Below are 13,608 nucleotides of genomic sequence, written 5' to 3' on the forward strand. Positions count from 1 at the left end.
CTCGATAGCGCAACGGCCGACATCGATGCTCGCCAGCCTCTGACAAGCGAGATTACTCCTTCCATATTATTTGTCGACAAGAAAAATACAAAGCCTCAAAGTTCGATATCGAGGCGGTCGTTGCGGGTGAGAAGCCGGCCGATCTGTTCGACGATCTGTTCGCCATGGGCCTTGCCCAATCGATCCGCACCCGCCACATCGCGGGCGGCGATGACGGCGATGATCTCCTCGTGTTCATCGACGAAACGGCGCGGCAGGCGATCCTCGTAGGACTGGTAATAGAGGCGCAGCATACGGCGGCCTTCCCCCAGCAAGCGTTCGAAGAAGGTGCCGTAATAGGCGTTGCGGCCGGCGGTCGCGATGGCGGAATGGAAAGCGGCGTTGGTGGAAATCATCGCCAGCGCATCCTGCGCTTCGACGGCGGCCGCGAATTCTGCCTGATGAGCGCGGATGATCTCCAGATCCGCGGCCGTGTGATGCTGCGCGGCAAGACGGGTGGTGACACGGTACATCAGCACCAGCGCGTCGAAATAGGCCGGCATGCCGAGAAAATCGACGTTGGAGACCATGGTCGAGCGGTTCGGCAGGGTTTCGATCAGCCCCTCGCCGGCAAGCCGTACCAGCGCCTCGCGGATCGGCGTGCGCGACATGCCGAAGCGGGCGGCCAGCTGCACTTCGTCGATGGCGCTGCCGGGCGCAAGTTTCAGATCGAGAATTTCGTCGCGCAGGAGGTCATAGACCAGCTTCACACCGGAGCCGCGCTTGCGCTCCAGAACCTGGCCCGGATCGTTTTCCGTCATGCAAGCCTCTTGTCGACATGATGTTTCAATGTCTCAGCTTTAACGGACAAACATCCAGACGGCCAGAGGCGACAGGATCAGGCGCCCTCGCCCTTTTCGCCCGGATTGTCCTCGGCGGCTTGCCTAGCTGCTTCGGGCGCCTCGCGATAGCGCGCGGGGCTTTCCGGCTTGCTTGGTACCGTGCCCGAACGCGCGGTACGATCGCGGTGCAGAGCCGCGCGCGAAACGAGCATGAAGGTGACCGGCGTCGTGACCGTGACGAAGATGCCGATCAGGATCTCATGGATGACGAGCCTTTCGGTCGTCAGGGTGAAATAGATCATCGAGGCCGTCATGATGCCGCCGATGCCCCAGCTTGCGCCGAGCGCCGGCGCATGCAGGCGCTCGTAAAAAGTCGGCAGGCGCAGGAAGCCCAGGGCGCCGATCAACGTGAGGCCTGAGCCGACGATGAGGAAGAAAGCGACCGCAATGGCGGCTGCGATGGGGAGATCCGCTGCAGTCTGCATCATTCGATCACCTCGCCGCGCATGAGGAACTTTGCCAGCGCCACGGTGGAGACGAAGCCCAGGAGGCCGATGACCAGCGCCGCCTCGAAATAGACGACGCGTCCCGTGCCGATGCCGAAGGTGACGAGCAGCAGCATGGCGTTGATATAGAGCGTATCCAGCCCGATGACTCGATCCTGCGCGCGCGGGCCGCGGAACATGCGGATGGTGGCGATTGCCATGGCGAGCGCCAGCATGAGCTGGGCAAGGGCGACGGCGGTGTAGATGATGACGGCGCTCATGCGAAAATCTCCATCAGAAGCTTTTCATAGCGGTTCTTGACCATGTCGATCCATGCCTGTTCGTCCTGCAGGTCGAGAACATGCATAAGGATCGTCTTTTCATAGCTGTCATATTCAAGCCAGGCGGAACCCGGCGTGCTGGTGAGAATGACGGCGAGGATCGCCAGGGCGGTCCTGTCCTCGATCTCCAGCGGAATGGTGAGAAAGCCGGAATGTCGCCCCCTGGCGCGGCCGTGCAGGATGAGCCACGCGACCGAAAGGTTGGAGCGAACGATATCGCCCAGGACGACAAAGAACAGTTTCGGCAGCAGATACCACTTTGCAAGTTTCGGCTTGTCGGGGCGCAGCGAGGCCATGCCCCAGGATGCGAAGACCGCCACCAGCGAACCGAGGATGAAATTGCCCAGCGAGAAGCTGGTGAGCAGCATCCACATGATGACGAGCGAAATGGTGAGCAGCGGATAGGGAAGCATCAGTATCCCTCCCCCGGCATATCGACATCGACACCCGGCACGATCGTCGCATTGCGCACCGCATCGATATAGATGCTGGGATTGTTGAGGGTGCGGATCGTCGTTTCTACATATTGAAGGGCCGCTTCCGCCTGGATGGTGAGCGCAAGCGTCAGCGCCAGAAGGAACATGACCGGCACGATCTCGATGACCAGAACGCGCGGGACGGTGCCTTCGATCGAGGTCCAGAAAGTGCGGATGCCGGCGCGGGTCATGGAGATCAGCGCGGCAAGGCCAGACAGGATAACGAGGGCGATCAACACCCAGACGGCGGCCGTCGGCGGCACGCCGATGGCGCCGGTGCCCATCATCGCGGACAGCATGGCGAACTTGGCAATGAAGCCCGAGAGCGGCGGCAGGCCGGAGAGAAGGATGGCGCACATGGCAAAGCAGGTGCCGAGGATGGCCAGCGTGCCGGGCATGGTCAGGCCCTCGACCTCTTCCGGCTCGTCCTCGTCGCCATCACCATAGGCTTCCATGGTGACCGCAAGCACGTTGGCGCCGGCATCCTGTCCGCGCTCGACCAGTTCGATCAGCATGAAGAAGGCGCTGATCGTCAAAGTCGAGCTGACGAGATAGAGAAGCGCGCCCGAGGAAACCGCTCCATCGTTGATACCGACGACCATCAGAAGCGTGCCGGAGGAGACGAGCACGGAAAAGCCCGCCATGCGACCGAGCGCCTGGGATGCCAGAACGCCGATAGTGCCGAAGATCAGCGTCGCCATGCCGCCATAGAGCAGGACCGTTGAGCCGAAACCGGCCGACGGGCCGCTTTCGAACAGCAGCGAGGTGAGACGCAGGATGACATAGATGCCGAGCTTGCTGAGCATGGCGAAAATGCCGGCAACCGGCGCCGATGCCGCGCTATAGGCTGTCGGCAGCCAGAAGCAGAGCGGCCACATGCCCGCCTTGATCAGGAAGGCGATGCCGAGCACGCCGGCGCCCGCTTCCATCAACATGCGGCGATCCGTTTCCATCTCCGGAATACGGGCCGCGAGGTCGGCCATGTTGAGCGTGCCGGCTGTGCCGTAGATCAGGCTGACGCCGATGAGGAAGAGGAGCGCCGCGACCAGATTGACGGCGATGTAATGCATGCCGGCCTTGACGCGCAGCGGACCGGACCCGTGCAGAAGAAGGCCGTAGGATGCGGCCAGCATGACTTCGAAGAAGACGAAGAGATTGAACAGGTCGCCGGTCAGGAAGGCGCCGTTGATGCCGGTCAACAGCAGCTGGAACATCGAGTGGAAATGCGCGCCCATGGCATGCCAGCGGGCGAGCGAGAAGACGAGCGCCGCAACCGCCAGAATGGCCGTCAGCAGCAGCATCAGGGCCGACAGGCCATCCAGTACGAGAACGATGCCGAAGGGGGCCGCCCAGTTGCCGAGCAGATAGACACCCTCATACTCGTTCGGGCCGCTTTCGATGCGGAACAGGATGATCGAGACGAGCAGGAGCAGCATGGTCGCGCCGAAGCTGACCATGGCTTTGGCGACACGCCGGCGCTCGTCGATCAAAAGTACGATCGCAGCGGCCGCGAGCGGGATCAGGATCGGCGCGATAATGAGGTGATGCGACCAGCCGATCATCGCTTATCCCCCCTGCCGTCGACATGGTCGGTGCCGGTCATGCCGCGCGAGGCGAGCAGGACGACGAGAAAGAGCGCCGTCGTGGCGAAGCCGATGACGATCGCCGTCAGGACCAGAGCCTGCGGCACCGGGTCGGCAAGGTTGGAGCTGACCGCACCTTCGGACAGGATCGGCGGAACATTGGTCTTTACGCCACCCGTCGAGAAGATGAACAGGTTCACCGCATAGGAGAGCAACGAAAGACCGATGATGACCTGATAGGTGCGCGGACGCAGGATCAGCCAGACGCCACAGCTGGTCATCACACCGATCGCGATGGAGAGAATGATTTCCATTACTTATCCCTCCCCTTCTCGGTTTCGATGGTTCTGAGGCGATTGATGCGGATCGACTGGTGGGCGAGTGCGACGAGGATCAGAACGGTCGAGCCGACGACGAGAAGGAAAACGCCGAGGTCGAAGATGAGCGCCGTCGCCGCCGGCACGCTGCCGATCAGCGGGATCTGCAGATACTGGAAATGCGAGGTGAGGAACGGATAGCCGAATGCCCAGGCGCCGATGCCCGCCGCCGCCGAAATCAGGATGCCGGTTCCCATCCACCAGAGCGGCAGGATGCGGATGCGATCCTCCGCCCAGCGGGTGCCGCCGGCAAGATATTGCAGCAGGAAGCCGATCGACAGAGTGAGGCCGGCGGAGAAGCCGCCACCCGGAAGATCGTGGCCGCGCATCAAGAGGTAGATCGAGAAGGTGATGATGACCGGGAACATCCACTGCATGATGACCGACGGCACGAGCAGGTACTCGCGAACGGTGTCGCCGGCCGCCCGTTCCGGCCGTTCCTCATCGAAACGGGCCTGGATCTGCTGCTGTTCCGGCAGGCCCATGCTATCCGGCGCAGGGCGGAAACGGCGCAGAAGAGCGTAGACGGTCAGTGCAACGACACCGAGAACGGTGATTTCGCCCATCGTATCGAAGCCGCGGAAATCCACCAGGATGACGTTGACGACATTGCGCCCACCGCCTTCCGTATAGGCGTTGTCGAGGAAATAGGTGGCAATCGCATCCGGTACAGGCATGGTCATGACGGCATAGGATATGAACGTCATGCCGACGCCGCAGACGATGGCGAGAACGAGGTCGCGCAGGCGGCGGAATCGGGCGCGGAAGGTGACGGCCTCGTCGGCACCCTCATTACGCTTTGGAAGCCAGCGCAGTCCGAGCAGAATGAGAACCGTCGTGACGATTTCGACGAGAAGCTGGGTGATGGCAAGATCAGGTGCCGACAGCCAGACGAAGGTGATGCAGACGATCAGCCCGATGCCGCCCAACATGACGAGCGCCGCCAGACGATGGTATTTCGCCGTGTAGGCGGTACCGATCGCCAGGCAAATGCCAATCGCCCAGATTGCGGCGAATGTCTTGTCTACGCCGGTGAAGACGAAGGAACGCGGCTCGAAGCCAGAGAGCCAGAGCGGCAGAAGGCCGGCGGCAAGGCCGACCGCCACCACCCAGCGCAATTGCGGCTGCAGATTGCGGGTGCCGATGCGCTGCTCGGCCATGCGCGCCCAGCGCCACGACACCTCGACGAGAATGCGCTCGAAGATACGCTGACCGCGCAGCCTCCTGAAAAGCGGTGGGCCGTCATCGCAGGTGGAGAGATAGTCACGCAGGACGAAATAGAGTGCCGTGCCGCCAACGAGCGCAATCAGGCTCATGATCAGCGGCAGGTTGATGCCGTGCCAGATCGACAGGCTATAGGCCGGGGTATCGGCCCCGAGTACAGCGAGAACCGCCGTATGCAGGAAAGGCCCGATGGAGAAGGCCGGAGCAATGCCGACAACGAGGCAGATCACCACCAGAAGCTCGACCGGAAAACGCATCCAGCGCGGCGGCTCGTGCGGCGTGTCCTTGGGCAGGTTTGTCGGCGGACGGCCGAAGAAGACCGTGTGGATAAAGCGCAGCGAATAGGCGACGCTGAAGGCGCCGGAGAGAGTGGCGACATAGGGCAGAATGCGGTCGAGGATGGAATCCGCGTGGGTTTCCACCGCCTCGGCGAAGAACATTTCCTTCGACAGGAAGCCGTTCAGGAGCGGCACGCCCGCCATGGCGGCGCTCGCAACCATGGCCAGCGTCGCGGTGTAGGGCATGTACCGGAACAGCCCGCTCAATCTTCGCATGTCACGCGTGCCGGTCTCGTGATCGATGATGCCGGCGGCCATGAACAGCGAGGCCTTGAAGGTGGCGTGATTGAGCATGTGGAAGATCGCCGCGACCGTCGCAAGCGGGCTTCCAAGGCTCAGAAGCGTGGTGATGAGGCCGAGGTGGCTGATCGTCGAATAGGCGAGCAGACCCTTCAGATCCTGCTGGAAGATGGCGAAATAAGCCCCCATCAGCAGCGTGATGATGCCGGCGGCGCCGACGATGACGAACCACTCGTAGCTTCCCGAAAGGGCCGGCGAGAAGCGCGCAAGCAGGAACACGCCCGCCTTCACCATGGTTGCCGAATGCAGGAAGGCGGAGACCGGCGTGGGCGCCGCCATGGCATTGGGTAGCCAGAAATGGAAGGGAAACTGGGCGCTCTTGGTCAAGGCGCCGAGCAGGATGAAGATCAGCGCAGGCAGATAAAGGTCATGACCGCGGATCAGGTCGCCCGAGGCGAGAATCTTGTCGAGATCGTAGCTTCCGACGATGTTGCCGAGCAGAAGCAGGCCGATCAGCAGGCAGAAGCCGCCGATGCCGGTCACCGTCAACGCCATACGCGCGCCGTCGCGTGCGGCAGCGGCATTATGCCAGTAGCTGATCAGCAGGAAGGACGTGATGCTCGTCAGCTCCCAGAAGATCGAGAGCAGGATGACATTGCCCGACAGAACGATGCCGAGCATGGCGCCCATGAAGGCGAGGAAGAAGGAGAAGAACCGCGGAACCGGATCGTCTTCCGACATGTAATAGCGGGCATAGACGGTGACGAGGAAGCCGATGCCGTTGATCAGCACGCAGAACATCCAGGCGAAGCCATCAAGCCTGAGCGAGAAATTCAGCCCGAGCTGCGGGATCCACTCGATCGTATAGCGCAGCACGTTGCCGCTGGTGACCTGGGGATAGGCAAGCGCGGTTATGACAAGGCAAAGAAAAGCCACCGCGGAGGCAAGCCGGGACGGCAGGACCTTGGAGGTCGTATTCAGAAGAAAGGCGGCAAGAAGACTTCCGACGAAGGGTAACGCCAGCAGAACAAGCAGAAAATGCGGCGCCAGCGTTATCCCAATGTCTCATCTCCCCGGCAATAGTGGCGCTCCAGCTCCTCCTGATGTGAAGAATGCCCCCACTAGCCAATCGGATGAAACTGCCATATATGATTGATAGTGACCAATATGGGCGACTTGATACGATGGGTCAAGCAGATCAGGATAAAATTCTGACCCCGGCTCTCTGTCGGGCGGGCCGCGGCTTCCTCGACTGGACGCAGCACGAGCTTGCCGACCGGTCCGGCGTGTCGCGCAGCACGATCCGCGACTATGAAGGCGACCGTCACGCGATCCACCGCTCCACTGAAGCCCAACTGCGACGCGCGTTCGAAGAGGGCGGCCTGGCATTCATCGCGACGGATGAGGAGTGCATGGGGATCTGCCCGAAAAAGGATGCCTGAGGCCACCGATCCCACAGCCTCAACGGCGAAGCACACACCTTCACGGCACCTAAAAGCCTGCAAAACCTCAGAGTTTTCCACAGGTGACACTAATGCGAAGAAAAAACGATATTTTAGTTGATCCCAGAAAAATCATCGGTATATATCGCGACCGTTCCAACGCTTAGTATTTTATACGATGCAAAGCAGATCAAGGACAGGTGGCCGAGTGGTTTAAGGCGCACGCCTGGAACGCGTGTGTGCGTGAAAGCGTACCGTGGGTTCGAATCCCACCTTGTCCGCCATCTTTTCAAATAAGTGTTTGTTTTCAATGACCTTCTTCGGAGGGCTTTTTGCTGGCCCGCCACACAGCCCGCCACGGCTTCAAAACCGAGGTCGCCCGTGCGGCAATTGCGGAAGAACGAAACAGGCTGTTGACAGCTAAGGCACTCTGAGATTAAACGGAACATATCCGCAACATAGCTGCGCAGGAGGTGCAGGGTCTCAACACAAGGAGAACCTGTGCCTGACCAACAGCACCCCGATCTGTTCGATTCCATCGACCAGATCTCCTCCCCGGAAAGCTCGAAATCTGATCTGCTCAAGCCCCTGCCCGAACCGGCAGATGTCGGTGCCGACGCAGGCGTAGCCGATCAGACGGAGACGACCGCAACGCAGACTCCGGCTAAGCGCAAGCGTGTGGCCCGCATCAAGGTCCGTATAAACCTCAACGACGAATGTTTTCTTTCGGTCAAAGAGGTGGCCAACCGCTACAGCCTGAGCGTGCCAACGATCTGGCGCTACCTTTCGACTAATCCGAGCTTCCCCAAGCCGCATCACCTCGAAGGCGGACCAACGCGCTGGCGCCTCGGCGACCTGCGCATTTACGAGGGCAGCAAGGGAGGAAGCGAATGACTACTCGCCCATCCCCTCACAAGAAGCGCATCAACAGCCAGACCAAGCGCGCCAAGATCAATGAACTCTACACCAAACAAGACGTAATGAAGCTCTTTAATGTCTGCCCTGGCACGGTGAGCAACTGGGTTCGCGCCGGCCTTGCCTATATCGACAGCGAGCCGCGCCTCTTTCTGGGCTCAGACCTCAACGATTACCACAAGCGGCGACGACAGAAGGACCGCGTAAAGACTGAGCGCTTCGAAGGATATTGCCCAGGCTGCCGCGCCGGCCACTCGCTGGTCACAGGTCCCATTGAAATCCGTCCGCTGGCCACCGGAAACTTCAGGGTCTTCGTCGTCTGCCCGGCGGGCGCCGGCCAGGGCGGAAAGTGGTTTGGAAGGGACGAGCTGGCCGTTCTTCAGGCACTGCGCGAAAGCAATCCCGGAGCGAAGACTCGCGACTAGTATGCTTCCGTTTTCCGCTCTCGGATTGCGCAAAACAGCATGATCCGAGTCAGGAAATCAAATCTCGACGGGCCCGGACGCCGAGAGCCATGCCAGCCACCATTTTTCCTTTTCTGAAATCCGGGGCGCAAATCAATGCCGCCCCGCCCCTCTCTCGCTTTATGGAAGGTTGTGGCTGATGGCCAACAGCAAAATCGTCTCATCCAATGCCAGGATGATCTATTTGTATCAAGAGGAACTCAAACAGGCTGGCGGATACAATGCCAAGACAGTCGATGCCGCACTTCGCCACATTTGGCAGCTCAACCGCCACCTCGACGGCACAGACTTCCGTAAGGTCACTCGCCAGTCCATTACTGATTTCAAGGACAATCTGATCGAAGCTGGAGTCAAGCGGGACGGCAACACGCTTTCCCCTTCGACAATCGTTCACATTCTCGGCAACCTGACGACCTTTTTCGAATGGCTTTCGCGCCAGCAGGGCTATCGCTCGATTCGCTCAGACCTCTACTCCTTCTTTACGGCTCCGCGCGACCTGAAGGAAAAGGCCAATGCCGCCGCCCCGAAATTCGTGCCTACGATGGAACAGCTACGCCAGGTCATCGCCGCAATGCCGGCGGGCACCACTGCACAGCGACGAGATCGCGCGATTATCCCTGCCTTGCTGCTGTCGGGGGTTAGGGATGGCGCACTTATCTCGCTTCGCATCAAGCATGTAGACATCGCGAACAAGCAGGTTTTTCAGGACGCACGCGAGGTGAAGACCAAGTTCAGCAAGACCAACATGGTCGACTGGTTTCCCGTCGGCGAAGACATGGAGGCCATATTGATCGACTGGGTAAAGGAGCTGCAAGCTTGCGGCGCAGGAGACAACGATCCGCTTTTCCCGACGGCGCCATTCCGACCTTGGTTCGGCTTCAACAAGGTCGAATTCAACTTCCTCACGACCGCCGCTCCGGTCAGAAAGGTGATCAAGAAGGCTACAGCGGCAGCTGGAGTGCCTTACTTCAAACCTCACGCAATCCGCTCCGCAGTTGCGCGCCTGTTCGACGATTGGGCCTATTCGCCGAAAGAGTGGAAGGCCCTGAGCCAGAATCTTAGCCACGAGCATGTTGGCACCACGTTCAAATTCTATGCCAACCTCGAGGACGACGCCAAGCGAAAGATCTTTACCCAGATCCGCGAGCGTCAGAAAAACCCGATCGATCGAGAGATCGCCGAACGCTTCCACAACGCGAATCCCGAGCTTCAGAACGTCGTTCTCACAATGTTGAAAATCGGTCAGAAGGGATAGCCTTTTCCATCGGTGGCGGCCTATGTGGGCCGTCTCCGATGTTGATTTCGCCAAGCGACAGCACGGCCATGCCGCCACGCAAGAAGATGCTCGAAGATCGGCGAGCGTGGGATCGAACTCGACGCCTGAAAAATGTCCGCTCCACTCAACTCGAGACAACACATCCCCGAGCCGCAACTCTCATTCGGCAACTGCATCGCCAGCACCCACCCCACTTCACGCTGCGGCCAACCTCCAGCAAATTGCTGCACTGCCGAAAAAATCGCCTGAATTTTGCGCCGCACCAATTTTAAGCAGCCACCCTTGACAAGCCACTTCTCCTAATACTTGATGCTGAAATCCGCTAAAACGGACTAATGTCCATTATAGCGGATTTCAAGGAAACGCTCGATTTCTAGGGGAACGTCATGATCACTTTTTTCCGCGCCGGCATGTTGTCGCTGGTCGCAGCAACTTTCCTTTCCACGACTCCAGTTCTCGCGGACGGCAGCAAGCTTGATGAAGTCGTTGCTCGCGGCCATCTGGTCATGGGTACCGGCAGCACCAACGCGCCATGGCATTTCAAAAGCGCCGACGACAAGCTGCAGGGTTTTGACGTCGATATGGGCCGCATCGTCGCCAAGGCGTTGTTCGGCGACCCTGACAAGATCGAATTCGTGAATCAGTCGTCCGATGCGCGCATACCAAACATCACGACCGACAAGGTGGACCTCACCTGCCAGTTCATGACAGTCACCGGCGAACGTGCGCAGCAGATTGCCTTCACCATCCCCTATTATCGTGAGGGCGTTGGCCTGATGCTTAAGGCTGATGGGAAATATGCCGACTACGAAGCGCTCAAGGCGGCCGGCTCGTCCGTGACCATATCGGTTCTGCAGAATGTTTACGCGGAGGCCATGGTTCACGCAGCACTTCCGGAAGCCACGGTCGACCAGTACGAGTCTGTCGACATGATCTATCAGGCGCTCGAGTCGGGCCGTTCTGATGCGGCTGCGACCGATCAGTCGTCGCTTGCATGGTACATGACCCAGAACCAGGGCCGCTACAAGGATGCCGGCTATGGCTGGAACCCGCAGACATACGCCTGCGGTGTCAAGCGTGGCGACCAGGACTGGCTGAACTTCGTCAACACGGCGCTGCACGAGGCAATGACCGGCGTAGAATTCGATTTCTATGCCACGTCTTTCAAAACCTGGTTCGGCAAAGAGCTTGCCCCGCCGCAGATCGGTTTCCCGATCGAGTACAAGTAAGGCGCAGCGCCTGACTTCGTGACGAAGGGGCACCCCTTCGTCACCTCCCCCATACCTTATGGCAGGACGCCGCAGTGGGTTACACTCTGAATTTCGCCGCCGTATGGCGCAACTTCGATCGCCTTCTCGAAGGACTTTTACTAAGCCTCGGCCTGGCATTCGTCGCAATCCTGATTGGTGCGCTGATCGGGCTTCTCGTGGCTTTTGCACTCACAGCCAAAAGCGGCTGGGCAAGACGTCCCGCCGCCACCTATGTCACGATAATCCGCAATCTTCCCATCTTGGTTCTGGTGCTCTTCGCCTATTTCGCTCTGCCGCAACTGGGCGTTCGACTAGGCAAGATCGAGAGCTTCGTCGCGGTCTTGGCGATCTACTCAGGCGCCTATCTGGCCGAAGTATTTCGCGCCGGCCTTCTGTCTATACCGCGTGGGCTCACCGAAGCCGGCTTGGCCATCGGCCTAACGCCGATGCAGATCCGCACTTCGATCATTGCTCCATTGATGTTCCGCAACGTGCTTCCGTCACTCTCATCGACAATCATCTCGCTGTTCAAGGATACGTCCCTTGCTGCAGCGATTGCGGTGCCTGAGCTGACGTTCGAGGCCCGCAAGATCAACGTCGAGAGCTTTCGGGTCATCGAGACGTGGATCGTCGCATCGGGCCTGTATGTCGTCACCTGCTCCGTTCTGGCTGCGTTGATGCGCATCGCCGAGCGCCGCCTGGCTGTTCCGAGGTAATGTCATGATGGATTTCCCTGCATTCTTAGAACAGATCTGGCTTGCCCGTATCGTCATCCTCAAGGGCCTTGGCGTCACGGTGTCGATCTCGCTTCTCGCAATCCTGTTCGGTTCAATGCTCGGCGTGCTCGTTGGCCTTTCACTGGTCTACGGCAACAAGGTGCTGCGTTTCGTCGTACGTGCCTACACGGACTTTGTTCGTGGCACACCGGTTCTGGTGTTGGTTCTTGCCAGCTATTACGTGCTCTCAACAGTGGGCATCGAGCTCGGCCCATTCCAGGCTGGAGTACTGGCGCTTGCCGTCTTCTGCTCCTCGCATGTGGGCGAGATCGTCCGCGGCGGATTGCAGGCCATTCCGAAAGGCCAGACCGAGGCAGCAAAGGCGATCGGCCTGACATTCGGCCAGACATTCGCCTATGTCTTGTGGCCGCAGGCCCTGAGGCAATTCCTGCCGGCATGGGTCAATACCGCTGCCGAGATGGTCAAGGCCTCTACGCTTCTGTCGGTGATCGGCGTCGCCGAACTGCTCCTGCGAACCCAGGAGATCATCTCCCGAAACTTCATGAGCCTGCAGTTCTACTTCTTTGCTGGGCTTCTTTATTTCATCATCAATTACGGCATCGAGCGCTTCGGTAAATATGTCGAGCGCCGCACCACCGTTCCCGCCTGAGGTTGCATGTCATGAGCAAGATACTTCTCGAAATCCAGGGGCTGAGGAAACAGTATGGCCCGCTTGAGGTGCTGAAAGGCGTCGATTGCACCATGCGTGAGGGCGAAGTGATCTCAATCATCGGCTCGTCCGGATCCGGCAAAACAACCATGCTTCGCTGCATCAACATGCTCGAGGAATTTCAGGGAGGCCATATCCGGCTTGGCGGCGAGGAAATTGGCTATAAGCATGTCGGTAGCGTTCGCAAGCGCAAGAGCGAAAAGGAAATCGCCCGGCAACGCGCAATGACCGGCATGGCCTTCCAGCAGTTCAACCTCTTCCCCCATATGACCGCCCTTCAGAATGTAATGCTTGGCCTGATCAAGGTGAAGAAGATGCCGCGTGAGGAAGCACAGGCAATCGCCGAGAGATGGTTGGACCGCGTAGGACTTTCCGGGCGGGGCGGACATCATCCGGGCCAGCTTTCAGGCGGTCAGCAGCAGCGCGTTGCAATTGCTCGGGCTATTGCGATGTCGCCGCAGCTGATGCTGTTCGACGAGGTGACATCGGCGCTTGATCCCGAACTGGTCGGAGAAGTGCTGCAAGTCATCAAGGGGCTGGCTGCGGACGGCATGAGCATGCTGCTGGTAACCCACGAGATGCGTTTCGCTTACGAGGTTTCCAGCCGGGTGATTTTCATGAACCAGGGCGTTATCTGTGAGGAAGGCGATCCGAAGGAAATGTTCGTCAGCCCGAAAACAGAGCGGCTTGCGGAATTTCTCAAGACCTCCAGCTTCAATTAGGAAAAGAGAACGGAAGGATGAGCGTCACTCGTTATGATGTCGGCGTCTGGCTGAATAATCCCAGCGACATCTCGAGTTTCAACGGCGCCGTACAGAATGCTTCAGGGATCCCCCTCCGGCTCGTGCTTGTGTTCAGTCTCGCATGATGGTCGATTGCAAAGTCAAGGTCGATTGCGTGGCTTATCACCCCGATCGCACCTGACGAAAT

Annotated in this window: 15 protein-coding genes, 1 tRNA gene and 1 pseudogene; 10 read left to right on the forward strand and 7 right to left on the reverse strand. The window is 59.4% G+C overall.

Going from position 1 to position 13,608, the window contains the following annotated elements:
* Positions 1–95: 95 nt before the first annotated feature.
* The 7 genes from AC0JZ4_RS02600 to AC0JZ4_RS02630 all read right to left on the reverse strand — a co-directional run bounded on the left by AC0JZ4_RS02600 (position 96) and on the right by AC0JZ4_RS02630 (position 6,941).
* A complete protein-coding gene (locus AC0JZ4_RS02600; protein WP_471884902.1) occupies positions 96–800 on the reverse strand; it encodes a GntR family transcriptional regulator in 705 nt (234 codons plus the stop codon).
* A gap of 77 nt (positions 801–877) precedes the next feature.
* Positions 878–1,309, reverse strand: a complete 432-nt coding sequence (gene mnhG, locus AC0JZ4_RS02605; RefSeq protein WP_471884903.1) for a monovalent cation/H(+) antiporter subunit G — start codon at positions 1,307–1,309, stop codon at positions 878–880.
* Positions 1,306–1,587 carry a K+/H+ antiporter subunit F gene (locus AC0JZ4_RS02610; RefSeq protein ID WP_471884904.1) on the reverse strand — a complete coding sequence of 94 codons (282 nt, stop codon included), beginning with the start codon at positions 1,585–1,587 and terminating at the stop codon, positions 1,306–1,308. The genes mnhG and AC0JZ4_RS02610 overlap by 4 nt, the downstream gene beginning before the upstream one ends.
* Positions 1,584–2,060, reverse strand: a complete 477-nt coding sequence (locus tag AC0JZ4_RS02615) for a Na+/H+ antiporter subunit E (protein WP_471884905.1) — start codon at positions 2,058–2,060, stop codon at positions 1,584–1,586. Before AC0JZ4_RS02615 ends, AC0JZ4_RS02610 begins: the two co-directional genes overlap by 4 nt.
* The gene (locus AC0JZ4_RS02620; RefSeq protein WP_471884906.1) at positions 2,060–3,685 is read right to left on the reverse strand and encodes a monovalent cation/H+ antiporter subunit D; all 1,626 of its coding nucleotides are present in this window, start codon (positions 3,683–3,685) and stop codon (positions 2,060–2,062) included. The genes AC0JZ4_RS02615 and AC0JZ4_RS02620 overlap by 1 nt, the downstream gene beginning before the upstream one ends.
* Positions 3,682–4,020 carry a Na+/H+ antiporter subunit C gene (locus AC0JZ4_RS02625; protein ID WP_471884907.1) on the reverse strand — a complete coding sequence of 113 codons (339 nt, stop codon included), beginning with the start codon at positions 4,018–4,020 and terminating at the stop codon, positions 3,682–3,684. Before AC0JZ4_RS02625 ends, AC0JZ4_RS02620 begins: the two co-directional genes overlap by 4 nt.
* Positions 4,020–6,941 carry a monovalent cation/H+ antiporter subunit A gene (locus AC0JZ4_RS02630; protein WP_471887761.1) on the reverse strand — a complete coding sequence of 974 codons (2,922 nt, stop codon included), beginning with the start codon at positions 6,939–6,941 and terminating at the stop codon, positions 4,020–4,022. Before AC0JZ4_RS02630 ends, AC0JZ4_RS02625 begins: the two co-directional genes overlap by 1 nt.
* A gap of 83 nt (positions 6,942–7,024) precedes the next feature.
* On the opposite strand from AC0JZ4_RS02630, the gene AC0JZ4_RS02635 reads away from it, so the two are divergent.
* From AC0JZ4_RS02635 to AC0JZ4_RS02680, 10 genes and pseudogenes are all read left to right on the forward strand, one after another.
* The gene (locus AC0JZ4_RS02635; RefSeq protein WP_471887762.1) at positions 7,025–7,327 is read left to right on the forward strand and encodes a helix-turn-helix transcriptional regulator; all 303 of its coding nucleotides are present in this window, start codon (positions 7,025–7,027) and stop codon (positions 7,325–7,327) included.
* 194 nt (positions 7,328–7,521) lie between these two features.
* Positions 7,522–7,611 (forward strand) — tRNA-Ser (locus tag AC0JZ4_RS02640).
* Between the two features lie 217 nt (positions 7,612–7,828).
* The gene (locus tag AC0JZ4_RS02645) at positions 7,829–8,221 is read left to right on the forward strand and encodes a helix-turn-helix transcriptional regulator (protein WP_471884908.1); all 393 of its coding nucleotides are present in this window, start codon (positions 7,829–7,831) and stop codon (positions 8,219–8,221) included.
* Entirely contained in the window at positions 8,218–8,667 is a 450-nt protein-coding gene (locus tag AC0JZ4_RS02650; RefSeq protein WP_471884909.1) for a helix-turn-helix domain-containing protein, read from the forward strand. The genes AC0JZ4_RS02645 and AC0JZ4_RS02650 overlap by 4 nt, the downstream gene beginning before the upstream one ends.
* 178 nt (positions 8,668–8,845) lie before the next feature.
* Positions 8,846–9,961 carry a tyrosine-type recombinase/integrase gene (locus AC0JZ4_RS02655; RefSeq protein WP_471884910.1) on the forward strand — a complete coding sequence of 372 codons (1,116 nt, stop codon included), beginning with the start codon at positions 8,846–8,848 and terminating at the stop codon, positions 9,959–9,961.
* Positions 9,962–10,368: 407 nt separating this feature from the next.
* Positions 10,369–11,211, forward strand: coding sequence for a transporter substrate-binding domain-containing protein (locus AC0JZ4_RS02660; protein ID WP_471884911.1), 843 nt, complete (start codon positions 10,369–10,371; stop codon positions 11,209–11,211).
* A gap of 74 nt (positions 11,212–11,285) precedes the next feature.
* Positions 11,286–11,948, forward strand: a complete 663-nt coding sequence (locus AC0JZ4_RS02665) for an amino acid ABC transporter permease (RefSeq protein ID WP_471884912.1) — start codon at positions 11,286–11,288, stop codon at positions 11,946–11,948.
* A 7-nt stretch (positions 11,949–11,955) separates the two neighbouring features.
* Positions 11,956–12,618: an amino acid ABC transporter permease gene (locus tag AC0JZ4_RS02670; RefSeq protein WP_471887763.1), complete on the forward strand. Its 663-nt coding sequence runs from the start codon at positions 11,956–11,958 to the stop codon at positions 12,616–12,618.
* 11 nt (positions 12,619–12,629) lie between these two features.
* Entirely contained in the window at positions 12,630–13,400 is a 771-nt protein-coding gene (locus AC0JZ4_RS02675) for an amino acid ABC transporter ATP-binding protein (RefSeq protein ID WP_471884913.1), read from the forward strand.
* A gap of 38 nt (positions 13,401–13,438) precedes the next feature.
* A pseudogene (locus AC0JZ4_RS02680) lies at positions 13,439–13,602 on the forward strand (RidA family protein); the annotation flags it as partial.
* Between the last annotated feature and the right edge of the window lie 6 nt (positions 13,603–13,608).

This window comes from [Rhizobium] kunmingense (assembly GCF_977018605.1).

Excerpts from the sequence above, each read along its gene's own strand:
- AC0JZ4_RS02600 (WP_471884902.1), bottom strand. The coding sequence starts at position 800 with ATGACGGAAAACGATCCGGGCCAGGTTCTGGAGCGCAAGCGCGGCTCC.
- mnhG (WP_471884903.1), bottom strand. The coding sequence starts at position 1,309 with ATGATGCAGACTGCAGCGGATCTCCCCATCGCAGCCGCCATTGCGGTC.
- AC0JZ4_RS02610 (WP_471884904.1), bottom strand. The coding sequence starts at position 1,587 with ATGAGCGCCGTCATCATCTACACCGCCGTCGCCCTTGCCCAGCTCATG.
- AC0JZ4_RS02615 (WP_471884905.1), bottom strand. The coding sequence starts at position 2,060 with ATGCTTCCCTATCCGCTGCTCACCATTTCGCTCGTCATCATGTGGATG.
- AC0JZ4_RS02620 (WP_471884906.1), bottom strand. The coding sequence starts at position 3,685 with ATGATCGGCTGGTCGCATCACCTCATTATCGCGCCGATCCTGATCCCG.
- AC0JZ4_RS02625 (WP_471884907.1), bottom strand. The coding sequence starts at position 4,020 with ATGGAAATCATTCTCTCCATCGCGATCGGTGTGATGACCAGCTGTGGC.
- AC0JZ4_RS02650 (WP_471884909.1), top strand. The coding sequence starts at position 8,218 with ATGACTACTCGCCCATCCCCTCACAAGAAGCGCATCAACAGCCAGACC.
- AC0JZ4_RS02655 (WP_471884910.1), top strand. The coding sequence starts at position 8,846 with ATGGCCAACAGCAAAATCGTCTCATCCAATGCCAGGATGATCTATTTG.
- AC0JZ4_RS02660 (WP_471884911.1), top strand. The coding sequence starts at position 10,369 with ATGATCACTTTTTTCCGCGCCGGCATGTTGTCGCTGGTCGCAGCAACT.
- AC0JZ4_RS02670 (WP_471887763.1), top strand. The coding sequence starts at position 11,956 with ATGGATTTCCCTGCATTCTTAGAACAGATCTGGCTTGCCCGTATCGTC.
- AC0JZ4_RS02675 (WP_471884913.1), top strand. The coding sequence starts at position 12,630 with ATGAGCAAGATACTTCTCGAAATCCAGGGGCTGAGGAAACAGTATGGC.